At 50.1% G+C, this 24,261-nt stretch carries 20 protein-coding genes; 10 read left to right on the forward strand and 10 right to left on the reverse strand.

What is annotated here, in order from left to right; all coding sequences use genetic code 11:
• Positions 1 to 331: 331 nt before the first annotated feature.
• On the reverse strand, positions 332 to 1,330 hold the full coding sequence (locus tag HF324_RS09420; RefSeq protein WP_168859657.1) for an acyl-CoA reductase: 999 nt from the start codon (positions 1,328 to 1,330) through the stop codon (positions 332 to 334).
• 90 nt (positions 1,331 to 1,420) lie between these two features.
• Here HF324_RS09420 and HF324_RS09425 point away from each other — a divergent pair, with 90 nt between their 5' ends.
• The 4 genes from HF324_RS09425 to HF324_RS09440 all read left to right on the forward strand — a co-directional run bounded on the left by HF324_RS09425 (position 1,421) and on the right by HF324_RS09440 (position 4,184).
• The gene (locus HF324_RS09425) at positions 1,421 to 1,768 is read left to right on the forward strand and encodes a 4Fe-4S dicluster domain-containing protein (protein ID WP_168802235.1); all 348 of its coding nucleotides are present in this window, start codon (positions 1,421 to 1,423) and stop codon (positions 1,766 to 1,768) included.
• Positions 1,769 to 1,940: 172 nt separating this feature from the next.
• Complete coding sequence (locus tag HF324_RS09430; RefSeq protein WP_168802236.1) at positions 1,941 to 2,930, forward strand: D-alanine--D-alanine ligase; 990 nt, start codon at positions 1,941 to 1,943, stop codon at positions 2,928 to 2,930.
• Between the two features lie 104 nt (positions 2,931 to 3,034).
• Entirely contained in the window at positions 3,035 to 3,841 is an 807-nt protein-coding gene (locus tag HF324_RS09435; protein WP_168802237.1) for a PASTA domain-containing protein, read from the forward strand.
• A 46-nt stretch (positions 3,842 to 3,887) separates the two neighbouring features.
• Entirely contained in the window at positions 3,888 to 4,184 is a 297-nt protein-coding gene (locus HF324_RS09440; RefSeq protein ID WP_168802238.1) for a rhodanese-like domain-containing protein, read from the forward strand.
• A gap of 18 nt (positions 4,185 to 4,202) precedes the next feature.
• On the opposite strand, the gene HF324_RS09445 is transcribed toward HF324_RS09440, so the two are convergent.
• Together HF324_RS09445 and HF324_RS09450 are read right to left on the reverse strand one after the other, a co-directional pair.
• Positions 4,203 to 4,589, reverse strand: a complete 387-nt coding sequence (locus HF324_RS09445; protein ID WP_168802239.1) for a RidA family protein — start codon at positions 4,587 to 4,589, stop codon at positions 4,203 to 4,205.
• Positions 4,590 to 4,715: 126 nt separating this feature from the next.
• Positions 4,716 to 5,831 (reverse strand): hypothetical protein, encoded by a 1,116-nt coding sequence (locus HF324_RS09450; RefSeq protein ID WP_168802240.1) that lies wholly within the window; start codon positions 5,829 to 5,831, stop codon positions 4,716 to 4,718.
• 216 nt (positions 5,832 to 6,047) lie between these two features.
• Between HF324_RS09450 and HF324_RS09455 the strand changes: the two genes are divergently transcribed.
• From HF324_RS09455 to HF324_RS09470, 4 genes are all read left to right on the forward strand, one after another.
• Positions 6,048 to 6,407: a hypothetical protein gene (locus tag HF324_RS09455; RefSeq protein WP_168859658.1), complete on the forward strand. Its 360-nt coding sequence runs from the start codon at positions 6,048 to 6,050 to the stop codon at positions 6,405 to 6,407.
• Complete coding sequence (locus HF324_RS09460) at positions 6,404 to 7,207, forward strand: tail fiber protein (RefSeq protein ID WP_168859659.1); 804 nt, start codon at positions 6,404 to 6,406, stop codon at positions 7,205 to 7,207. The genes HF324_RS09455 and HF324_RS09460 overlap by 4 nt, the downstream gene beginning before the upstream one ends.
• A 45-nt stretch (positions 7,208 to 7,252) precedes the next feature.
• Entirely contained in the window at positions 7,253 to 7,435 is a 183-nt protein-coding gene (locus tag HF324_RS09465; RefSeq protein WP_168802242.1) for a hypothetical protein, read from the forward strand.
• A 235-nt stretch (positions 7,436 to 7,670) separates the two neighbouring features.
• Positions 7,671 to 8,381 (forward strand): hypothetical protein, encoded by a 711-nt coding sequence (locus HF324_RS09470; protein ID WP_168859660.1) that lies wholly within the window; start codon positions 7,671 to 7,673, stop codon positions 8,379 to 8,381.
• On the opposite strand, the gene HF324_RS09475 is transcribed toward HF324_RS09470, so the two are convergent.
• The 5 genes from HF324_RS09475 to HF324_RS09495 all read right to left on the reverse strand — a co-directional run bounded on the left by HF324_RS09475 (position 8,378) and on the right by HF324_RS09495 (position 13,510).
• Complete coding sequence (locus HF324_RS09475; RefSeq protein WP_168859661.1) at positions 8,378 to 9,574, reverse strand: hypothetical protein; 1,197 nt, start codon at positions 9,572 to 9,574, stop codon at positions 8,378 to 8,380. The genes HF324_RS09470 and HF324_RS09475 overlap by 4 nt on opposite strands.
• A gap of 18 nt (positions 9,575 to 9,592) precedes the next feature.
• Entirely contained in the window at positions 9,593 to 10,489 is an 897-nt protein-coding gene (locus HF324_RS09480; RefSeq protein WP_168802245.1) for a type 1 glutamine amidotransferase, read from the reverse strand.
• Between the two features lie 44 nt (positions 10,490 to 10,533).
• Positions 10,534 to 11,634: a carboxylate-amine ligase gene (locus HF324_RS09485; protein WP_168802246.1), complete on the reverse strand. Its 1,101-nt coding sequence runs from the start codon at positions 11,632 to 11,634 to the stop codon at positions 10,534 to 10,536.
• A gap of 81 nt (positions 11,635 to 11,715) precedes the next feature.
• The gene (locus tag HF324_RS09490) at positions 11,716 to 12,798 is read right to left on the reverse strand and encodes a hypothetical protein (protein WP_168859662.1); all 1,083 of its coding nucleotides are present in this window, start codon (positions 12,796 to 12,798) and stop codon (positions 11,716 to 11,718) included.
• A gap of 4 nt (positions 12,799 to 12,802) precedes the next feature.
• The gene (locus tag HF324_RS09495; protein WP_168802248.1) at positions 12,803 to 13,510 is read right to left on the reverse strand and encodes an esterase family protein; all 708 of its coding nucleotides are present in this window, start codon (positions 13,508 to 13,510) and stop codon (positions 12,803 to 12,805) included.
• 57 nt (positions 13,511 to 13,567) lie between these two features.
• Here HF324_RS09495 and HF324_RS09500 point away from each other — a divergent pair, with 57 nt between their 5' ends.
• Positions 13,568 to 14,314 carry an alpha/beta hydrolase gene (locus tag HF324_RS09500; RefSeq protein ID WP_168859663.1) on the forward strand — a complete coding sequence of 249 codons (747 nt, stop codon included), beginning with the start codon at positions 13,568 to 13,570 and terminating at the stop codon, positions 14,312 to 14,314.
• A gap of 40 nt (positions 14,315 to 14,354) precedes the next feature.
• Here HF324_RS09500 and HF324_RS09505 read toward each other — a convergent pair whose 3' ends face one another.
• The gene (locus HF324_RS09505) at positions 14,355 to 17,675 is read right to left on the reverse strand and encodes a TonB-dependent receptor (RefSeq protein WP_168802250.1); all 3,321 of its coding nucleotides are present in this window, start codon (positions 17,673 to 17,675) and stop codon (positions 14,355 to 14,357) included.
• Between the two features lie 400 nt (positions 17,676 to 18,075).
• Here HF324_RS09505 and HF324_RS09510 point away from each other — a divergent pair, with 400 nt between their 5' ends.
• The gene (locus tag HF324_RS09510) at positions 18,076 to 19,278 is read left to right on the forward strand and encodes a bifunctional 3,4-dihydroxy-2-butanone-4-phosphate synthase/GTP cyclohydrolase II (protein WP_168802251.1); all 1,203 of its coding nucleotides are present in this window, start codon (positions 18,076 to 18,078) and stop codon (positions 19,276 to 19,278) included.
• Between the two features lie 78 nt (positions 19,279 to 19,356).
• Here HF324_RS09510 and HF324_RS09515 read toward each other — a convergent pair whose 3' ends face one another.
• A complete protein-coding gene (locus tag HF324_RS09515; RefSeq protein WP_168802252.1) occupies positions 19,357 to 24,120 on the reverse strand; it encodes a translocation/assembly module TamB domain-containing protein in 4,764 nt (1,587 codons plus the stop codon).
• Positions 24,121 to 24,261: the final 141 nt, after the last annotated feature.

Below are 24,261 nucleotides of genomic sequence, written 5' to 3' on the forward strand. Positions count from 1 at the left end.
AGTAGCGGTAGCGGTTGAAACGTATCGTGACATATTTACTTTAACAGATTTTTATATCAATCGTTAAATACTGCTAAAAACAGGCTGACAGGATAACACAGGGCAATGACAATATAACAAAAAAGAGAGACAAAAAGTTAGTCACGCAAAGGCGCTAAGCAGCAAAGGCGTAAAGATTTTGAAGATCAATAAGAAAAATAAGAGAACAGAAAACACCGAAAAGCAACAAAAAGCAAAGGAGCGGAGATGACATTTGATCTCCGCTCCTTTGCTTTCTTAAAATACTTTATTTAATCCTTTGCGCTCTTTGCTGCTTAGCGCCTTTGCGTGACTACAGTTCCAGCAGGAACGCCAGGGTATCTACACCGTCTGCATAATCCGCCAGGGCGGGCTGCTGGGCTTTGCCGAAGGGGGTGAACTGCTGCCCTACGAGGCACTGCAGGTCTGACTGGGCGGCCATGTCTTCCCGGAGCTGTTGTATGTCTTTATAATAGCCGTAGTGCAGTACACTGAGGGGAGAGAACAGGGAAGCCGCCTCATGAAGCAGGATGCTGCCGTTGGTCAGGTAAGCGCTGTTATTGAGCAGGAACAGCGCCAGGTTATAGTCGTAGTTGTTTTTGTATTTGTGATGGTCTGCCAGGTAGTCGTATTTGCCGAGGGCTTTGAGCAGCGGCTCGAAGTCATAGCCTTCCGGTACCATTACTTTCGTCACGTTACGGCATCCGAGGCCGAAATAAAGCATGACGTCATCCGCCAGCGCTTCCAGTTCGGCTGCGTTCTCCCCGCCGGTAAGGATAGCCGCGGAGGTACGGTTATGCCGGATGATATGGGGGTATTTGGAGAAGTAATAGTTAAAATAGCGGGCGGAATTGTTGCTGCCGGTCGCAATATAGGCATCGCAGTTTTTCAGGATCTCCAGCACTTCCGTCTGTTCGGCCAGTTCCGGGTACCATTCGGTCATTTTGTCCAGCACATGACGCATCAGCACCTCGTCTTTGGAGGAGAGTTTCAGTTTGATATGGTGGCCGCTGATAAATCCGCAGAGCCAGTCGTGAAACCCTACCAGCGGGATATTACCGGCCACTACGATACCCACCTTATTAGGGTTGCGTTCCTGTGCGGTGGCGGGGTACTGCTGCAGCCAGGTCTGCAGGGCGGCCGGGTCCAGGTAGTACCGGCAGATGCTGTTGAGCGACTGATCAATAAATGCAGGCGTGAACCAGCCATTGGCTAAATAAGCACGTTCCTTTACTGCTGTCAATTCCGGACTATTGCCGGCCAGATACTGGCCCAGGCGTACCAACGCTGCTTCTTTTTCTGCTATGTTCATGAAACTGTTATAAATATTTGACTTAATTAAACCGGGAATTTTTATTTTTGTCCACAAAATTAATGGCTTACTACTAAAAAAGTTTACTCTATGGCAATTAAGATAACAGATGAATGTATAAATTGCGGCGCTTGTGAACCGGAATGCCCTAATAACGCCATTTATGAAGGCGGTGTGGAATGGGCGCTGGCCGATGGTACGACCGTAAAAGGTGCCTATACCCTGATGGATGGTAGCCAGATGGACGCCGATCAGCGTAATGCCCCGATCAGCGTTGATACTTATTATATTGTGCCGAACAAGTGTACAGAATGCCAGGGTTTTCACGAAGAACCGCAATGTGCGGCTGTTTGCCCGGTAGATTGCTGCGTTCCGGACGAAATGTACCAGGAAACGGTAGATGAGCTGATGGCTAAGAAAGACAGACTGCACCTCTAATATATGCGAGCCACCTAATTGGAAGCCGTCCGGTAGCCTCCGGACGGCTTTTTTATGCCTGCCGGCCTCCCCCGGGCCTCCGGCCGCCTGAAATTAACGAAATCGCCGGCTGACCCGCTGTTGACAATTAACAAATAACATTTAACTTTACCCGCTTATTGTAATTTATCTTATGAAGAAGAACATCGCCTTGGTAGCCGGTGGATATTCCGGAGAATATGTAATATCCGTACAGAGCGCTGAAACCATACAGAAGAACCTGGACAGCAGTAAATATGAGGTGTATAAGATCATTGTCACCCGTGAAGGCTGGCGCCATACGGCTGCTGACGGAACTGTCTGTGAGATCGACAAAAATGATTTCTCCCTGACCATCGGCGGTAATAAAATAAAATTTGATGCGGTGTTCATCGGTATTCACGGTACCCCCGGCGAAGACGGCCGTCTGCAGGGCTACTTCGAAATGCTGGATATCCCGTACACCAGCTGTGGTATGGTGACTTCGGCGTTGACCTTCAATAAGAGCTATTGCAATAAAGTGGTGGCCGCCCTCGATGTGGTAAACGTGTCTAAATCCGTCCACATCTTCCGCGACCAGCCGCATGATCCGGCTGCTATCCTGCAGGAACTGCGTTTACCCGTTTTCGTGAAACCGGCCGAAGGGGGCAGCAGCATCGGCATGTCTAAAGTAAAAACGGCTGAAGAACTGCCCGCCGCCATCGAAAAAGCCTTTAAGGAAGACAGCCAGGTGCTGATCGAAGAGTTCATCAAGGGACGCGAACTGACCATCGGTCTTTACCGCGCCAATGGCGTTCTCAACGTATTGCCTATCACAGAAGTAGTGAGCAGCAAGGAGTTCTTCGATTATGAAGCCAAATATACCCCGGGGGTATCCAACGAGATCACACCGGCGCCGGTACCGGACGATATTACCGCACTGGTGCAGCAAACAGCGTCCACCCTGTATAACAAGCTGAATTGTAAGGGTATTACCCGGATCGACTTTATCTATGAAGAAGCTACCGGTAAACTGTACTTCCTCGAAGCCAACACCATGCCCGGCCAGTCAGAAAACAGCCTGGTGCCGCAGCAGGTAAGGGCTGCCGGCAAAACCCTGCAGGCGTTCTATGGCGAAGTGCTGGAAGAATGCATGAAGAAATAAATTACGAATTACGAATTACGAATTACGGATATAAGCGGATGCTTAATTCGTAATTCGTAATTCCTAACTCGTAATTCGTAATTCGTAATTCGTAATTTTAAAATATGTTCGACTTTATTACCAAACGCTCTTTCGGAATTAACCTGTTGGTCGTGATAGCGTTATTTTTTGGACTGGCACTGTTGTTTTTCTCACTGTTAGGGGTAATTACCCGGCATAATGAAGAGCTGACAGTCCCGGACGTGCGCGGGAAAAGTGTAAAAGAAGCCATCGCCCTCCTGGAAAAGGAAGGATTCGAAGCCGATGTAAGAGACTCCATCTACATAGACAGTATCCCTCCCTTGTCTGTATGGGTACAGACTCCCGATAAAGGCGCCCGCGTTAAAGTCGGCAGAACGATCTACCTGACGGTGAACAAGGTAGTGGCTCCCATGGTGAAAATGCCCGACCTGGAAGGGCTTACTTTCCGCAGCGCGGAGATGATGCTCAAAAGCATGCGTCTCAATGTAGGAGATACTATCTACAGGCCGGACTTCGCTACCAATACGGTGTTGCAGCAGTTGCTCAACGGCAAACGCATCAAACCGGGCACCCCTGTTGCAGAAGGCAGCAATATCACCCTGATTATCAGCAGCGGCACCGGCAGCATCGAAAATCCCGTACCTGATTTCGTAGGTCTTACCTTCACGGAAGCCCGCGAAATGCTCAATGCGAACAACCTGAGCGCAGGTACCATTATAATCGATCCCGGGGTAACTGACACTGCCAATGCATTTATTATCAAGCAGGTGCCAGCCCGCAGAAACGAAATCGGCGATTTCAACATGGTAAGGGCCGGTGAAAGCATCGATCTGTGGCTGTCTGCTACCAAACCGGTGAAAGATTCAACACAGGTGCCTGTACAGGAATAACCACCATCAAAACCACCATTTTTAAACTGAACTTAAACTTTATATCATGCAGAATATCACAAAAGAAGAACTGAAACAACGCATCGACGCCGGTGAACAACTGAACATCCTCGATGTTCGTGAGCCACATGAACGCGCTGAATTCAATATCGGTGGCTTTCATATTCCGCTGGGCCTCGTGCAGACAATGCAGGTAGATGAAATAGAACACCTGAAAGACGAGGAAGTTATCGTATACTGCCGCAGCGGCAACCGCAGCGGACAGGCCTGCATGCTCCTGGAAACCATGGGTTTCACCAATGTGAAGAACCTGGTGGGCGGTATGCTCAACTGGCAGGCGTAATTATCATGGCCGGGAACATCATGGCATCACCACGGCGGTCGCCTCTATTTCCACCAGGTATCGCGGGTCTATCAACCTGCTCACTTCTACCATGGTAGTGGCGGGTTTGATGGCTTTAAAAAATTCGCCGTGCGCCCGGCCATACTCTTCCCAGCGGGAAATATCGGTCACAAACATACGGGTCCTGACGACATCATGCAGGGTAGCGCCTGCGGAGATGAGGACCGATTCTATTTTAGCCAGTACAAAGCGGGTCTGTTCATAGGCATCGCCTTCCGCTACTACTTTATCATTGTCTACTGCAACTGTTCCTGAAACCTCGATAGTATTGCCTACCCGTACTGCACGGGAATAACCGACTTTGTTTTCCCATTGTGCGCCGGAAGAATAAAGGGTGCGTTTCATACAATTATGTTTTTGAAGAAGGGTAAGAAGACGCTTCAAAAGTACGCTTTAAAGGACATTGGAACACGCATTTTTGACCTGCGGGGTGTGGGAAAGGCTGGTCAGCGCGGAACGTTGGCAGCCCCGTTATTCTCCTTTAGTATTCCCTTGTTGCGGCGGCAGGTTACGGAACTTCACCACTCTGCCCAGCAGATCGAACCAGAAAGGCGCGCCCAGCGAGATGGCCAGGGCCGTGATGCCCCATCCGCCCAGTACCAGCCAGCCATTCTGTTGATAGGGATGGGTAAATCCACAATGCAGTTCCTTTTTGCCGCCGGTAGTGTCGGTCACGCATGCGCGGCTGATGCCCAGTACATTTTTCGCGTCGCCGGCATCCTGCCGGAGCACTGCATATACCCCTATCAGAGCGGTATCCTTTAACAGCATGGAAGTTGCTGTGTCCTGCCGGAAGTAACTGCTGTCGCGGTGCAGCAGGTGTTTTCGTGTAAGCGTATCAGTTATCACCGTATAGGAAGGCCCGCGGCTGGCTACCAGTCGCACCATCTGCTCCCGCACATTTTTATCTTTCATCAGGATACGGGCAATGGCAATAGTGTCTACGTTAAAAACGGCGGCAATGCCCAGGCCAAGGACCAGCAGCCATACCTGTGTCTGCCGCTTATACCAGCCGCTGGCGCGGCTCATGGTCTCGTTGAACCAGGTTTCCATGTTGATACGGAACTGTGGTACCTGATGATGGGCATCTTCAAAAAGATTGCGCAGGTGAGTGAGCGTGTCCGGCGCCAGGTGCAGCGTATTATGCGCCAGGCTGGCGCGGATGGCGGCGGTCTCCGGCTGCTGTCCTTCCGGCTGGCCGCGTAACAGGTGGACCATCGCCTGCGAAAATATCTGCGGACTGATATACGCCGGCCGGGCAGAAGCACTGTTTTCCCCCAAATAACGAATGGAGGGCGACTGGTAAAACTTCTTCAAAAACGGGCCGTTCTGAAAAGGAGCAAAGAAATGGACCACACTCCAGCCCAGTTCGTAAAACCAGTTGAAAAAAGTAAAGCGGCCGAAAACACCCAGGTCGCCACTCCGGTCATCATCTTCCAGCAAACGCCGCAAAGCCTTTGTTAATACCCGCGCCCGGGCATTGAACAGCCGCGCGATCATCTCCTGCACAATGGAGGCTAACAAACTGTACAGCAAATAAATAAATATCAGCCCCAGTGCCACATCTATGGCAAGATTACTAAACATAGGATAGTTATTGAGTTGACATATTGATATAAAGTTAAATATTTATTGTAAAGGTAAGAAGCCGCCACGCAGTGTATTTGTGCGCAGGGATATTTGATAAATACAACGTTTGTGTGATGGCGGGGTTTTGATTTTTTATGCTACTTCGTGGCCTGAATGCATGTGTATGTTAACCTTTCCCACTCTTGATGAAATATCCCGTTAAATCATATACTTATGAAAATTTACCGATTACTAAGCGGCTGGCTTATTATAGCCCTGGGTATTTGTCCTGCTATTGTGCACGCCCAGGAAGAAATTCCCTGGAAGCTCATTGGAGCAACGCAGGACTGGACAAATAATTACAATCTCTTTTACTATAAAATCGCGCAGATAAATGACAGCACGCACAGATATGCTTCCCTGGTAGAAGTCTCCGTCCAGGGTGACGCTAATTTTTTTGACCGGCAGGGCACTTATCTCATTCGCATCGATAAATGGGAAAGCTCAAGGAGGTTTGATGGTATGGAAATCCAGTGTACATCGGGCAATCCCAAAGCGGCTGTTTTTTTGTGTTTAACAACGCGCTGTGGATGAGATCAAACTATCAGTGGGGAGGCATTTACGTAAAGGCCACTAACCTGTTGACGAACCAAAGCCCCCTTACCGGCGGCACCTATGGCCAGACACTGGTGCCACCAAACGGCTTCCTGGCCAGGACCGATTACTACGGGCTAAAATGTGATTTTGACAACAACAGGTTCGAGAAGCTGCCCTACACGGATGTCACTGGTTTTGTTTACGACTCTACAGGGCTTTCACTTGGAAAACCCGTAAGAAACGGAATCCTGAACATCAATAGCATCGGCCGGACAGACGGTGATTTGGTTTTTATGACGAAAGATTCAACATCCGCCCAGTGTGATTTTTTTTCCAATTACAAAGGCGGGACAGATTTGCAGAATGGCGTGTTGGGATACGGCGTACGCCCTATGAGCAAAGCCTGGCAGATTTGGGAAAAAGGCTATAATTCAATCTGGACCAATCTCTTTCATGTCGGCGTAAATGGCAATGTAGGTATTGGCACCCTGAACCCGCAGGCAAAACTGGCCGTGAAAGGCACTGTCCTCGCCCAGCGGGTAAAAGTAACAGTTGCCGCAGCCGATTGGCCGGACTATGTCTTCAGCAAAAATTATGTACTGCCTTCTTTACAGGAAGTAGAAAACTATATCCGCCAACATCAACATCTGCCGGACATGCCGGCTGCTGCTGAAGTGGCCAGGGACGGGCATGACCTCGGTGAAGTGAATCGGAAGCTGGTGCAGAAGGTGGAAGAACTGACGCTGTATATCATCGACCTGCAAAAGAGAATCGCTGCACTGGAACAACGACCTTAATCATCAATCAAAAACAATAAAAAACCAATTATTAAACAAAAAAGTATGGGTGTTAATTACTTAGTATTACTGTTTACCAGCTTGTACCTGGGCGGAACTTTCCTTTATTACAAATACGCACAGAAAAAAGGCATGGAGTTCCGGTATAAACCATTTTACCTGCTGGCCGTGGCCATTCTGTTTGTACTCTCCCTGTACGGTATTATTACAGGAAAACAATTTTTTTAAGACAGGCTGTTTTATCAATGAACACACAACTACCTGCGTAATGCAGGTAGTTGTACACAAGTTTGCGTATAGCCATGGAAGAAAAATCTGTTTACCCGTTGCTCTGGACAGCGTTAATAGTGATAACGCTTTTCTGGTGCCTGTTCGCCAGGAAAAAAAAGAGAAACGAAACACATCAGAAACAGCCGGAGAAAAACGGTACTAACCCTAAAAATAAATATAAACAGCCAGAACAATGACGGTGGACATTGAAGTAAACAGTGCAAAAGACATAGATGCGCTGAAGACTCACAATACAGATGATATCGACACATTGAACCTCTATATCTACACCAGTGTTTCTTTAAAATTCATATCAAAACTCAAAAACCTGAAAAGCCTGCTTATAGCAGGCAGTGTTAAAGATTACTCACCGTTGTCCCAGTGTAAATCAATGACGGCACTGACGATCAGCACTAAAGGAACCGTAAATACGCTGGATTTTTTACGGGAGCTTTCGCTGGAAACGCTAAAACTGGAGGGCTTTACGTCGAAGACCGAAAATCTGACTTTTCCTGTTTTGCCATCATTAAGAAACGTAGAGATTTCAGGCGTGGCCAAGATCAATGACCTGGCTTTTTTAGAAGATTTTTCAGCCATGGAAAAGTTATCCTTATTTGAGCTGAGCACCCGTCGGTTATTGAATTTTTCACCATTGAAGCAGATGAGAGAATTAAGGCTGACCAATATGTTTCATTTACAGGGGCTTTCGGAACTGGCGACAATCAATCCTTCCGCGAAGATCTACATCCGGGAGTTTTTCATCAACCGGAAGATAAAAAACGACAAAAAAGAAGCCCTGCTTAAAGTTCTCCCGGAGCTCAAACACCTGAATACCATTGAGCTGAGTATCAATCAGGAAAAATTTTCCAAAGAAGACCTGCTGCGCTTATCGCCCGCCACCTAAGCAAATTCAAAGAAACAGCAGCTGCCGCCTACCCAGGTGTCGGTACTGTTGAAACCTACGCCGATCATTTTGCCCTTACTGATGCGGGACAGGTTGTGTACCAGGATCGGCCGCGGAGAGCTGTCCGGCCAGATGTACATCATCCGGATTTCACAGATAGCGGGTCCGGTGGGGGTTTGTATGGCGGGGGCATATTTTACTTTGCGTTGTAAGATCCAGTTTTCCGGATCTTTAACATTGTCGATGTCCTGTTTGGTAACATCGATCACTACGCCCTGTCCGGCAAAGGAAAACAGGGGTTTCAGCACATAGTTTTCCAGGTCGGCGGGTACTACCGGCAGTTCATGCAGGAACCAGCTTTTGGGTACAAATTCACTGTGAATAAAAGGCATCGTGTATTTGCTGATCCGGTAAAACCAGTTGGGGTGCGTGATCCATTCCACATCAAGGTCCTGGAACAGGTTCACATGCGGCTCCAGGTGGCCGGACTGTTTTTGGAGATCATCGAAGATGATGCGGTTAAAGATGCGTTGGACAGGTGTTTTAACACCATCACGCATATAAAACAGTTTTTTCCCTTCCTGGATCAGTTTAGTGAGACATACCGTACGGATGCCGATATACTTCTCTGTGCTGGCAAAGTCGATACGCGTTTTTTGTTCTTCCGGTTTTATTTCCAGTAATACTACTTCTTCTGCGGGGAGATTGCCTACGATCATTTCCCGGAGCAGCTGGTAATAGGTTTTTTCGTTGATGCCGTTGAAAAAGTTGCTCAGTTGTTCGGGGATAGGGAAGTGGTTTTTGAATTGCCGCGCCATCACGTCCTGGAAGGCGTACATGGTGGGGAAGCCCTGCAGCTCGATGAGCCGGGGGGAGTAGGCGCCGGCTTCGTCCTGACATACGGCAAAATCGATCACGATAAAGTGCGGATGTTCATTTTCATGCGGCACTTTCAGATCGGGGGGAATGGCGTCTTTGGTGATCGATTTAAAGTCCGGTCGCAGGACCACATTCACAATTTCTTCGCAGGCCTGTATGAGTTTGCTGGTCAGGTCGGCGGGTACAAATACCGGTGTTTCGGCCACCCGGAAATCGGGCGCTATGCCGGCATCCTGTGCAATGCCTTCCAGGAAGGCCTGGTAGCGGTCGTCGGTGAACTGTTGGTTGTATGCCTGTCTGACCTTGGGTATCATAATATTGAAATAAACGGATTAGAAAAACGTGTTTTCATCGTCGTTGTGGGCGGGGACGCCTTCCAGGTGCTCAATGGCAGCCAGCCGGTCGCTCATTTGCCCGTAAACGGCGTAGTCGAGGAAAGCGGTGATCAGCCGGTCGTGCGTCAGCATGATTTTGTCCGGATCGGTGAGCTGTTCCAGCATGCTGTTGTATTTTTCGATGCCGTGATGGTCGACCACCTGTTTTTTCTTTTCTTCCTGGCGGAGATACATATGCATACCATCGGCGTCTGCTTCCGGATGGAACTGGGTACCTATAAAGTGGTCATTGAAGCGGATGGCCATAGTAGCGCGTTCCAGCGGTACATGCGGCCGTTCTTTTTCCAGCGCCAGTACCTGTCCGCCCATAGCGTAGAGGCGTTCGTGGTTCAGTTCTATTACCTGCCAGTTGCGGCTGTCTACAATATAAAACGGATCGGGCAGGGCGGTAAATACTTTTTCGGAGAGGCCGGCGGCGGTTTTGTGCACCGGGAAAACCCCGAAGGCGGGCGACCTGCGTTTACAGACGTTGCCGATACCATAGTAGCGGCACATGATCTGGTAAGAGTGACAGATGAAAAAAGCGGGTTTTTTCTGTTCCTGTGTACGGTTCCAGGCGAGGAGATCTTCTATCAGCGAGAAATATTTCTGTTCCCACACGCTGCCTTCGCTGTCTACCGGGCTGCCGGGGCCGCCGGTAGAGATATAAATGTCATAGGAGGTGTCGGGCACCTGTTGTTGCAGTCTGACTTCAAACTCATCGAATTGCAGGTCCAGTGCGTGCATCGCTGCATATTGCACCAGTATTTCCCGGATGCAGCGCATACCTTCATTGGCCACGCCCTCATACATATCCAGCACTGCTACTTTCCAGTTGTTTTTAATTGGATGCATACTGCAAAATTACAAATTACGGCCGGGTAATCCGTCATTCCGGCTCAGCAGTTCTTCAGAAACTGGCTGTGAATGTAGTCTGTTACGGCAACGAGGTCCTGGGTTTCTTCAAATACTTTCAGCTGCCTGTCCGCCCCGGTGCCGTTGGCCAGGATGTCTGTAGTGGCTTTGATCACATCGCGGCTGCCGAGATCGTCTACTACGTCGTCGATAAAATCGAGCAGTTCGTATATGAGCGATCGTGTGTTGACTTCCATCTCTTTGCCGAAATCGATGAGGTTACCATCGATGCCGTAGCGGGAGGCGCGCCATTTGTTTTCGTTGACAAGGGCCCGGTTGTAAATGATGAAGTTCAGGTTCTGCATGCGCAGCTTGTATATTTTGGCGCATACGGCCTGGAAGAGCGCTGCCAGGGTGATGGTGTCGTCTATGGTCAGTGGTACGTCGCAGATGCGGAATTCCACTGTGTTGAAGAACGGGTGTACCCGCAGGTCCCACCATACCTTTTTGGCGTTATCGATACAGTTGGTTTTGACCAGCAGTTTGATATAGTTGTCGTATTCTTCGATACTGGCGAAATAATCGGGGATGCCGGTACGGGGAAACTTATCAAAAACCTTGGTACGGAAGGATTTGAAGCCGGTATTGCGGCCTTCCCAGAACGGAGAGTTGGTACTGAGGGCAAAAATATGCGGCAGAAAATAGCGGACGGAGTTGGCGATATGCAGGGCCATTTCCCTGTTTTCCATGCCTACGTGCACATGCAGGCCAAAGATCAGGTTGGACCTGGCGGCGTCCTGCATTTCATTGACGATCTCAAAATAGCGGGGATGGTCGGTGATCATTTGTTTTTCCCACTTACTGAAAGGGTGGGTGCCGGAGGCGCCGATGCTGAAGCCGAGGTCGCCGGCTATCTGGGTGATGGTACGGCGCAGCAGCGCCACATCTTCACGTGCTTCCTGTATGTTGGCGCATATCTGGGTGCCCACTTCCACCACTGCCTGGTGAAATTCAGCTTTTACCTGGTCGCGGATCACTTTATGGGCCTGTTCCACAATCTTTTGCTCATGGGACCGGAGCTCCCGGGTGGTGGGGTCCATGACCATGTATTCTTCTTCTATACCCAGCGTAAACGCTCTGAACATGATTAAAATTTTTCCCGAAATTACGAATTAGACATTATGAAATGTATCCCGATCATTTATCGGGAGATGAGTGTGGTGGGTTTATTGTTTTTCTTTCGGTTTGGCTTTTTTAGGCGATGCGGATGTTTTGCCCGTTTTTTTAGCGGAGGCGGCTTTCTCTTTCACGGGTGGGGCTTTGGCCGTTTTAGCGGCTTTAATGGTTTTGACTGTTGGGACGGCAGCTTTTTTGCTGGTGTGTTGCCTTACAAAACGTCCCCAGGTGAGGTTGTCTTTCCCGGGTTTTTGTGCAACGGCCCTTTCGATGGCATAGCGGGCGCTGGTTTCCACCACCCATTCAAAATGTTCTTCTCCGATGGCGTTGATGTCGGCATCCGGTGCGGGATTGCAGAAATCGATCGCATAGGGGACTTCCCCTCTGACGGCGATTTCCACGGTATTAAAGTCGTAGCCGAGGTATTGATTGAGCGCTATCACCTGTTCGGTGATCTGTTGCATCAGCGTATCGCTGCCTTTAAAATCGGACTGGTAGCGCTGATGGGGCGCGTTTTTAGGGTTGTAGGCCATGATCCGCACCTGGTTGCCGCCGATGCAGAAGCAGCGGTAATATTGGGTGAAGTCTATTTCTTCCTGCAGCATCATTACCAGTTGACCGGTTTCTGCGTGCTGACGGAAAAAATCGTCCTTGTCTTCCACGTGGTACACATGTTTCCAGCCGCCGCCGGCGAAGGGCTTCATAAAGGCGGGAAACCCGATATAATCGAAGATGGTGTTCCAGTCGAACGGGTAAACGAGGTTGCGGAACGATTTATCCGTGGTATTGTCCGGCAGGGCATAGGAGGGCAGGAGTACTGTGCGGGGCACGTTTACGCCTATCTTTTGCGCCAGTGCGTTGTTAAAGAATTTATCGTCGGCGCTCCACCAGAACGGGTTGTTGATGACCGCACAGCCGGCGATGGCGGCATTTTTCAGGAAAGCGCGGTAAAAAGGCACGTCCTGTGAGATGCGGTCTACGATAACGGCATAACCGCTGTCGGCGCCCTGCAGCACTTTGTCGATGGTGACTAACTCCGCGAAGATGCCAGGGGGATTAATGCGGTTAACGCGGTCTACAAACGCCTGCGGGAAAGAATTTTCCTGTCCGAATAGAATGCCGATTTTTTTCATACGCTTACTTGATGAGTGACAGATAGTGTGGCAGCATTTCGCGCCATACTGGCCAGTCATGGTGGGCGTGCGGCCTGATGTCCAGCCAGTGGGTAATATTTTTGGCCGCCAGCAGTTGTGAAAACTGTTCGTTCTGCGGGCGGGTAACGTCTGTTTCTGCGGCGCCAAGTACGATCCCCATACGCCAGAGGTCCGGGTCGTTGTTGCCCGGCATGAAGTCGGCCGGGTTGTTGAAATACACGTGATCGTCGTAATAGTCATCCACCCGGGCTTTGATATCGAAGATACCGCTGAGGCTGAAGAGATAAGACACGCGGCCGGGATAACGGAAGGCGAAATTGGCGGCATGATATCCGCCGAAGCTGCATCCGGCGGCCACAATGCGCTGCCGGCCTGTTTCCGCTTCTATGCGCGGCATCACTTCCTCTATCAGCATTTTGTCATAACAGGTATGATTATACGCCCGGTACTGGGGAGTGATGCTCCTGTTGTACCAGCTGGCGGCGTCGATACTGTCGGGGCAGTACACTTTTACGCGTCCTTCGTCGATAAACCATCGGATAGCGTCGATGAGGCCGCGGTCTTTGCTTTCGTAGTAGCGGCCCATGGAGGTGGGAAAAAGTAGCAGCGGATATCCGCTGTCACCGAATACCAGCATCTCAAATTCCTTTCCCAGGTTGGGTGAATGCCATTTATAGTAGTTTTCAGTCATGGGAAAGTGTTTAGTTAAATTTAAAGAAGATTATTGGTTTATTGGTAAATTGTTGGGATGCAAATAGATCGACGGAGGGTCCCTGCAAGGGGACTGCAGCGGGAAGTCGCGCTGGACGTATATCAACCCGAAGGGGGGCCGCATGTTTTATTGCTGATGAATGACGGGCAGGACCTGCCGGTGCCGCCTGCAGCGATACCGCCGGGGGTATGGGTGGCAGCCGTTCATGCCGGGCCGCAGCGCCGCCAGGAGTATGGAGTGGCCGGTGTGGCCGATTACAAGGGGGATGGAGCGCTGGCAGCGGTGTACAGCCAGTTTGTGATAAAAGAATTACTACCCTTTCTGGAGCGGGAGTATCCTTCGTTGGCCGGTGTAAAACGGGCGTTCGCGGGGTTTTCGCTGGGAGGGTTGTCGGCGCTGGACATCGTGTGGCAGCATCCGCAGCATTTCAGTATGGCCGGTGTGTTCTCCGGCGCCCTCTGGTGGCGGAGCCGCCCGCTGGATGCCGCTTACAGCGATGAGCGTGATCGTATTATACACCGCCGTATCCGGGAAAGCACTTACCGGCCGGGGCTTCAGTTCTTTTTTGAATGCGGGAGCGCGGATGAAACAGCGGACCGTAACGGCAACGGTATCATTGACAGTATCGATGATACGCGCGATCTGATAACGGAGCTGGTGAAGAAAGGGTACCGGGAGCCGGAGGATATTACTTACCTGGAGGTGCCCGGCGGACGGCATGATAAGGAAACGTGGGGGAGGGCGATGGAGGTGTTTTTGGGGTTGATCCATAAAAAAAGCTGACCATCACTGGTCAGCTTTTTTTATGTGGATGAGATCCTGCTTATTTGAAAGTATATCTTATACCCACCTGGCTCTGCCAGCGGGCAGTCTGTAAGCCAATGTCATCGATCTGGGCAACGGTTTTGTTTTTCGCAGCCGGACCGGTGTAGTTGAATTTCGGTGTGGTACCATCAGCTTCAAATCCAACGAAGTCGATCAGACCATAGTTGTTGTAGCTCATGCCGGTACGTGCAGTGTAAAGTCTGCCCCAATCTTTGTTGATCAGGTTACCGAGGTTGAAGATATCGAAAGTCAACTGCAGGGTATGTCTTACACCATTTTTCTGTTTGATGTAGAAATCCTGTGCCAGGTGAAGATCGAAGATGTTGGAGAACGGAGCTCTCACGCCGTTTCTTTCAACGTATTGACCTCTGCGGGAAGCCAGGTATTTATCGTTTTCGATAAAGCTGTTCAGTCTGTTCCACTGATCAGCAGCAGATACTGTGTTGCCGCCAGCGTCTTTGTAGTCCACGAGGTGGATTTCGCTCGCATCTCTGGGAACATACATGATGCTCAGACCAGCGTCGCCGGAGCCAGGCAGATCTTTGGTGATGTTCAGGTTGCCGGCATTGTCTCTGTAACCATAAGAGAAGCGGTCGCCATTCTGGCCGGTATAAAACAGGCTGACAGTGGTCGCCATAAAGCCAGCGTATTCTTTTTTATAGGATACGGAAGCTACGATACGGGAACCGCCATCATAGATAGAGTAAGCCATATCGAGGTCGTTTTTACCTCTTACGTTGGGCATACGCCACTGGGAAGAGTTCTGGGAAGACTGACCGTCGTTCAGGCCTTTTGCACGGCTGAAAGTATAGGCAACATTGGCGCTCAGACCATTGCGGAAAGCTTTCTGCAACTGGGCGGTAAAGCTATAGGTGTAACCTTTGCTGGTATTTTCAGCGTAGTAGATGTTAGGATAAGCACCGAGGGTGTCAGTACCGATCTTTCTGTAAATAGGACGGTTGTCGCCACCATTGCCGGTAACAGTCTGGTTACCGTTCTTTACGTATGCCAGGTTGTAGTAGTTAACGTTGTTGAGGGTTTTGGTAAAGATACCTTCGAGGGTACCAACCATGCCCCAGGGCAGTTTTCTGTCAACAGCGAGGCTGGTTCTGAATACCTGCGGGAATTTGAAGTTTTTGGCAAACAGGTCGATCTGGCCGGAAGGAACAGCAGTGATAGAAGGCTGTTTGTCATAAGCCGGATTGAACACGATCGGCTGGTTACCCGGAGCGGTTGGTTTGGTAGGATCGTATTTTACGTCCATTTCACCGAGGGTCACACCATTATTGTTGTAAATGCCACCAACCCATACAAACGGAATGCGGCTGGTAAAGATACCGGCGCCACCGCGGATCTGGGTCCTCTGGTCACCGGTAACGTCCCAGTTAAAGGCGATACGGGGAGAGAGGAGGATTTTGCTGTCAGGTTTTACACCGGTTCTGGCACCGTTCAGATCCCAGCCGGCAGCTTCCAGTTTAGGCAGTACGTTTTCGTTGAAACCGGCATTTTCACGAGGTTTATCGAGGAAGATAGGCAGGTCGGCACGCAGACCATAAGACAGTTTGAAGTTGTCGCTGATCTGGTAATCGTCCTGAACATATAAGCCGAGCTGCATGGCTTTTAATTTAGCAGCAGCTTTGGTGTCGTCGCCGATACCGTTGTCAACAGCAGAGAAAGTACGCTGGAAACGGATAGGGGATTTATCGTTCAGAAAATCGTTCACGTTGGCGTAAGTATAGGCGCCGAAGTTATTTCTGATGAATACGTTGTTCAGATTGTAGTATTCGTTGCTGGTACCAATAGTGATGGTGTGTTTGCCTTTGTACAACTCAAAGTTGTCAGTCAGGGTGATCACATCCTGTTGCAGCAGGTTAGCTGCGGAGAATGCTTCAGAACCAAAACCGATAGATTCTTTGGTGATGAAGACGTTAGGGAAAGGGTTACCCATCACGCCACGATCGTCACGTACACGGTTTACACCGATCAGCAATGAGTTGGAGGCTCTGTTACCGAACATGCTTTTCAGCTCGGCGGTAGTAGCATTGGTCGTAGAAGGGAAGTAAACGCCTCTGTTGGCGTAAAAGATATTACGCTGGTTAGATACAGCAGGGCTGGTGCTTACACCTCTGTTGTACTGATGGCGGATGGTGAATTTGTGAACACTGTTGATGTTCCAGTCCAGGCGAACGAACAGTTTAGTACCGTCCAGTTTCCGGATGTTGCTTTCATATCCTCCGGGATCATAACCCATTTTCATCAGTTTGCCGCTGATAGCGTCCAGCTGGTCACGGCTGGCGGCATTAGCTTTCAGGCTGGCAGCATAAGTATCGTAACCGAAGTTCTGCGGTGTTTCGTCTTTCTGGAATTCTGCGTTTACGAAGTAGAACAGTTTATTTTTAATGATCGGGCCACCGATACGCAGACCGTAAGTCTGGGAGGTGAAGTCCGGCAGCTTTGGACGGTCAGCACCTTTGGTGTCTGTAGGTCTTTTACCAGCGAGGTCCTGGTTACGGAAGAAGTAGTAAGCAGAACCTTCTATGTTATTGGTACCGCTGCGGGTCACAGCATTGATGGAACCGCCGGCAAAACCACCTTGCTTTACGTCGAACGGAGAAACGTTGATGTTGATCTGATCGATAATGTCCACACTGAAAGGGGAAATACCAATCTGGCCACCGTTAGCACCATTGTCGGACAGACCAAACACGTCGTTTTGTACGGCGCCGTCTACGAAGATAGCATTGTAACGGCTGTTGGTACCGGCAATAGAGATACCGTTGTTTCCGTTACCGTCTTTGGTCAGCCTTGCCTGAGGTGTTAAACGGGCAAAGTCCGTATAGTTACGGCCAACGGTAGGCAGGGCTTCAATCTGGGAGCGGCTGATCACTGTCTGGGCACCTTTACGGTTTGGATCAAAGGCGTTGTTACGCTGTGCAACCACTTCTACTTGTTTGATTTCCCGGCTTTTGTCAGCCAGTTTAGCGTTCAGTTTAAACGTCTGGCCCAGCGCGAGCGAGATGTTGTCCTGGGAAAATTCGTTGAAGCCAATGTAGGAAATGGTTACCTTGTACGGGCCTCCTACGTTCATGTTTGGCAAACGGTAGAAACCTTCGGCATCGGTTGTTGTACCATACTTGGTACCGGAAGGAAGGTGAATGGCAACTACTGTTGCACCGGGTAAACCAACATTGTCTGTACCGGTCACCTTACCGTTCATACCAGAGGTCGTAACCTGTGCATAGGTAAAGATCGTTGTAAGTAATAAGGATAAGGTAAAGAGTAATTTTTTAAATCCCATGATCAGAGAAGTTTGTTTCATGGCGCAAAGGTGCCAAAAAAGTTTGGGAAAATTTTAACGCGGAATTAACAAATTGTTAAGTCGTGAAAGATCCTGTAAACCTCGATAAAATTTTTTGATATCTTAACAGGTTAATTCGCATTTGCAGGATGTTTGTTCAGGAATTTCTAAAAAAATTATGAATCCTCAAATCGACCTATTTACTAATGCATAAAATCGTTGTCCAGACTGAACTTTATTGGATATTAAGTTGTTACGCGCCAAACTTATTTCACTAATTTCTTATTTGTTAAAAGTTGATTGTATAATTATCAAATCGCCAGTCAATTTTGCGGTTTCCGGACAGAATGTTTCCTTGCCCATTTCCCGTGTTTAAGTCGTAACTTTGCGGTCATTCAACATTGACCCGGAGGGATAATATATGTTAGATACAATAGCAGCAGCAATAGAAGATATCAAGAACGGCAAACTGGTAATCGTAGTAGATGATGAGGACCGCGAGAATGAAGGTGACTTTATCACCGCAGCGCGTAATGTTACGCCGGAGATCATCAACTTTATGAGCACACACGGCCGTGGCCTGATCTGCGCTCCCCTGGCAGAAGAACGCTGCGAAGAACTGGGACTGGAACTGATGGTGAGAGACAATACCGCCCTGCATCAGACACCTTTCACCGTATCGGTAGACCTGCGCGGCCACGGCTGCACTACCGGCATCTCCGCACACGACAGAGCCAAAACAGTACAAGCGCTGATCGATCCTAATATCAGACCGGAAGAACTCGGCAAGCCCGGGCACATCTTCCCCTTAAAAGCCAAAACCGGCGGAGTCCTGCGCCGGGCTGGCCACACAGAAGCAACGATAGACCTGGCACGACTGGCAGGCTTTGAGCCCGCAGGCGTATTGGTAGAAATCATGAACGAAGACGGCTCCATGGCCCGCCTCCCACAACTGCGGGAAATAGCCGACAAATTCGACCTCAAACTGATCTCCATCCAGGACCTCATCTCCTACATGCTCAGCACCGAAACACTGATCGAAGAAGGTGTAAGGGTGCAAATGCCTACCAAATACGGCAACTTCGAACTGATCGCCTTCAAACAGCTGAATTCCGGCGAAATACACATGGCGCTCAAAAAAGGCGACTGGACCAAAGATGAACCGGTACTCGTACGCGTACACTCATCCTGCGTCACCGGAGATATCCTCCATTCCCTGCGCTGCGACTGTGGCGAACAGCTGCACGCTGCCATGCAAATGGTGGAAAAAGAAGGCAAAGGCCTCATTCTCTATATGAACCAGGAAGGCCGCGGTATCGGTCTCATGAACAAACTCAAAGCCTATAAACTGCAGGAAGAAGGCCTCGACACCGTCGAAGCCAACCTGGAACTTGGCTTTAAAATGGATGAACGCGACTACGGCGTCGGCGCCCAGATCCTGCGGCACCTGAACATCACCAAACTCCGCCTCATCACCAACAACCCGCGCAAACGCGCCGGCCTCAGCGGTTACGGCCTCGAGGTGATCGAAAACGTACCCATCGAAATACATCCCAACCCGTACAATGAAAATTACCTGCGGACTAAAAGGGACAAACTGGGCCACGAAATCCTGAAAGGCTGATATAATATTATATAGATAAACACTGATCCCGGAGCAGGCCGCTCCGGGATTTTTTTTGCCCCGGAACTTCAGCCCGGATTATTTCTTTTCGGTGGAATCTTCCTTCGGCTTCAGCGCAGCGGCCTTGCGGAGTGAATCCATGAGCGGGGTACGGCTGCGGCGCTGATTATTGAACAGCTCCCCGAGACGGTTGAACTCACGGATGTAGGAAATGCCCACCCCGGATTTCGTACGGTTGTTGAGGTTATATACGTCGTAATCCGATTTACTGAAGGCGTTGATACGGAAACGGCCGTCCGGCGTCAGCAGATACTCGATCCGGAAGTCGCCGGCAAAACGGTTGGCGTTGGCGGAGGTGGATGACTTGCCCCAGTCGTAGTCGCCACCGGCATACAACCGGAAACGGTTGTTGAACAGGGTACTGGTAATACCGGCGCTCACCTGGTTACGGTCTACGGAACTGTTATCGGCAGTGCCGCCAGGCCCGCCTACGTTATATGCGCGGTAGTTCACATTGACACCGATACCGCTGCCTTTGAGCAGTGCGCCGGTAATATTGTTGAGGATAGCGGAAGCCTGGGCGGACAAGGCCTGTCCCACGCTGTTTTTACCGGTAATACCCACGTTGGCGGCGGCATTGGTGGTGGCATCGTCCGGCAGGAACTGGTTGAACAGCAACAGCCCGTACATCTGCAGCAACGCTTTGTTCTGGTCGTTGTTGATCTCCTTCAGCTTGGCAGCTACACCACTCTCGTAGGAAAGGCTGCCCACGTCCGGCAGCTCAATGGTATAAGAGATGTCCGGTTTCATCAGCGCCCCGCGCAGGTTGATCAGCACGTCCACCCGCTCGGTACGGGTAGCCAGCTTGTCGTTGGAGCTGACGGTGGCAGCCTGCCCCAGCAGGTTATACAGGCTCACTTTGGGCAACGAATACTTGGCGGTGATATTCACCTTGGCCTCCTGTGGATCGCCATTCCAGGTGATGGTACTGTTCTTTTCTATGTCAAACTTCCAGCTGGTCAGGCGCTGGAACGTGAAATTGTAAGACCCGTTGTTGATCTCGTAGTTGCCGAACATACTGAAATCCCCTTCTGTATTGGCAATGATCTGCAGGTTACCGCTGCCGTTGGCGGAGATGATATCCCCGGTGGTAGCGTCAAGGATCACATCTATCTGGGCATCCGGATTGGCGGCGATGTCCAGCTTCACCGTCAGTTTGGTATTGTCTTTCTTCCGCTTGTTCTCCTTGATCTCTGTACCATAGCTTTTGAAGATGATATAATCGTATTTGCCAATGTCTTTACTGTCAGACATCGGCAGATAAAAATGTGTGCCCTTCAGCGGCCGCGCCAGGATATGCATCTGCATATCGTTGAGGGGGCCGGAGAAATAAACCTTGCCATCTGCCAGTACATCCCCGTAAAACAGGTCGCTGCTGGCGGACGTGGTGTTAAGGAACAGGAAATTGCGGCCGGTGACATCAAAGTCGAAATTCAGTTTGTTGAAGTGATCATGGCTGATATACCCGCTGGCGTTGCCTTTGGTGCCATATTTATCAATAACGGCGAAATTGCCGAATTCTATCAGGTTATCATCAATATTGACATTGAGCTGCGGTATTTTATAACGCGTGCCAAGGTAGTCCACCGTCACGCCAACGGTGTCCAGCCGGAGGCTGCCGCGCATGGAAGGCAGGTCCGTAGTACCGGTTATATTCACCTTGCCTGTCACGGCGCCGGTTAAATCGGAAACATACCCTGCGAGGTATTTGCTCAGCAGGTTGATGGACATGGTATTGAAATCCACGGCAGCGTCGATATCCTTGTTGGTGGCGGAAAGACCGATTTTACCCTGCGCCTGGAAGTTCTTGCCCTCGTTGTCGGATTTCACCAGGAAAGTGGCGGTGCCGGTGCGATGCAGATAAGTACCGTCTATATTCAGCATGCCGATGGAATCGTTGTCTATCCGCAGCTCCCGGGTACGCAGCGCAGCGGTTACATCCAGGTCCTGCGTTGGATCGGTGATATGAATAGTCCCGTCGGTAATACCTTCAATACGGGTGGTGATCAGCTGGGAAGGAATCACATCCGGCAGGTTCAGGTTTTTCAGCGTCACGATAAACCGCGATTCGTCCGGGTTGAATTCATTGGTCTCCACCGTGATGCTCTGATCGTTGCGGGTAACCCGCAGATTATGCACGGTAAGAAAATCCTTGCTCCAGAATATTTCATTGCCCGGTGTTACATTCCATTGCCGCTCGTTGACGGTAAAGGCGCTGTTGAGGAAATTGACTTTCACGCCCTGGTGAACGGTCACCACGCGCGCATAGAAACCATCCAGCGAAGAGGTGTCCTGCGCCTGCAGGTCTACTTTGAGATAAGAGGTGTCGTTGCCGGAGCTGGCCAGTATCAGCGGGTTTTGCAGGACAGTGTTGTTGCCGGACAATACCCTGGCGATGCTGGTGCTGATATTGACTTTGTTGAAATTACCTTCTCCTTTTACCTGCAGCTCCTGTACCCGGTACCCGAGATAACCGGCTTCCGGGACGTTGATGTTGAGCGACAGGTTGCCGCCATTCATGGTATTAAGACCGCCCTGCACAGACGAGTTGTCGAAGCCGGTAAATTTATTGGTAAAGCCTTTCAGCAGCTTCTCCACTTCACCGAACTGGAAAGCGAAGGTGAAATTTTCCTGTATGTCTGCCCGCGTTGGCGCAAGGAAGTAGCTGGGATAGTATTTGTACAACAACAGTTGGAAAGCGTCCGGCAGCTCCATCAGCTTGTAAGAGCCCTTGACATAACCGCTTACCTCGCTGCCGTTCAGGCTCAGCACCTTCTGGTTGTCCTGCATATGGGTGGCTACGCGGAGGGAATCGAACTCCAGCCGCTTACCGTCTTTATATACAGACACTTCATGCATACGGGCGGTACCATCGAAGTTGTCGATGTTATTACCGGCAAAGTTCAGGTCCAGCTTGGCCTGCAGGGTAACGGAATCTTCCACGATATGCAACGCTTTCAGGTCCGCCCTGCGGAGGTCTGAATGGAAATTGAATACCGGCAGCGCCTCGTTGAAATCAATGGTGCCGGCAAAATCCATATCCAGGTTGGGATCTTTGGACGCCAGGGAGCCATTGAAGAACTTGCGGCTCATGGTGCCATTGGTTTTGATATTACGGTACGTGTAACCGAACAGGCTGATTTCCTGCACGTCGGCGTCTACGCTGGCTTTCAGTGTCTTGAAGTTAAAACCGGCGCCGTCTACTTTGGCGTTGAGCGTGAGGGTAGACAGGTTACTGTTGTCGAAGAGCGTGCCTACATCAAAGCCGGTGGTGGTGAGGCTTCCGGAGTAAACGGGTACGTCGCGGCTGGTTTTGAAGTTAAGGTCGGAGCTGAGTTTGCCCAGGTTGGTCTGAAACTGGCCATAGGCCACAAAGTCATTGATAAAGCCGGTATAACTTCCCTGAAAACGGATGGAGGTCAGCTTGTCCATGCGGATGGCTTTCACGTCTTTGACGATTGGCATGATCTGCATAACATCCGCACCGGTGGTGACCAGTTCTTCTGTATGAAAATCGATAAAGGTCTCGTAAATATCCGGCAGGCCGCGCATCTCGATACTGCCTTTGAGACGGGTGGTGGATCCGGCTTCCAGTTCTATCTCGGATGCTTTCAGGTTGCTCACGGGGCCACGGGCTTTACCGGTGAGGGTTATTTCTTTTTTCCAGGTGGAAAGGGGTGGCGCAAAAAAGGCGATATCGTCGGATGATAGCCTGCAATCCTTAAACCGCGCCTGCATGAACACATTGTTCACATAGTCGTTCATGTCGCTGATATCGGAGTACTGCATGGTAAAGTAGTCACCGATATGACTGCGGTTCGTTTGCAGGTCCAGCCGGGAGAACTCCATTTCCACGGGAGACATTTTAAAACGGCTGGTGAGTTTTTTCACTTCAAAGCCTGAACGTTCTTTGGTGCTGAGCGTCAGGTCGCCGATGATACTGTCCTTTACCAGGCTGGTATTGGTGAGGGACAGGTTGATCTCCCCGAAGCGGATATGGTTGGGGGCAAAGTAGCCCGGCTCCACTTTGGTGCTGTCATCGGGCATGTCCACGCCCAGCATACCATTGCGGATATGCAGTTCTTTCAGCAGCAATTTCCAGTTGCCATAATTCCAGCGAAGTTCGCCGGAGGCAGTGCTGTCCGGGACCGGGTTGCCTGTGAGCTGCGGCCGCTTATGCCGCAGCGGCGAGGAAGAGTAGCTGCTGATAATAAAGTAAGGGTTGTCGAGAAACAGCTCCTGGATATCGATGTTATGCCTCTGCAGATCGAGGTTTTTAGCATCGAGAAAAATGCGTTTGGCGTAGCCGCGCATGTCTTCGCCTACCCAGGCGTCAATCTGATTGATACGGATATTGCGGAGATCTATTTTTTTGAGGTCGAGGGAGATGCCTTTGGAAGGGGTTTGAGGTTTGGAACGGGGCGGGCCGGAAAAAGCTTCTTCGAGGAAGTGGTAATTCCAGACAGAATCATTGCGTGGCCGCAGCAGGTTTACCTGCGCATCTTCCAGTCCAACGAATTTGATAACGGGTTTATCCTGAAAAAAGAACCAGTCAGTAATGCGCACCTGCAACTTGCCCGCGTACAGGAGGGTGTCTTTGCGCTGATCCTCGATGAGTGCTCCCTCCAGCTGCATACTGTTGAACAGCCGTAACGTGACGCGGTTTATTTCGACCCGTGTGTGGAGCTGATCGGACAAACGCGATGTCACCTCCCTCACCAACAGGTTCTGGACAGCGGGTATATTGACTAATACTCCCACCAGAATGATCAGGCCTAACAAACACAGTAAAATGATAGTTAGTATTTTCCGAACTTTTTTCAGGCAGCAAAAGTTTATCCGGCAAAAATAGGGGTTATTTAGGGATTTTTTGATTTGCGATTTAGGGATTTAAAGGAGAGCTTGGGCGGACCATTCAATCAA

The sequence above is a fragment of the Chitinophaga oryzae genome, assembly GCF_012516375.2.
GTDB lineage: Bacteria > Bacteroidota > Bacteroidia > Chitinophagales > Chitinophagaceae > Chitinophaga > Chitinophaga oryzae.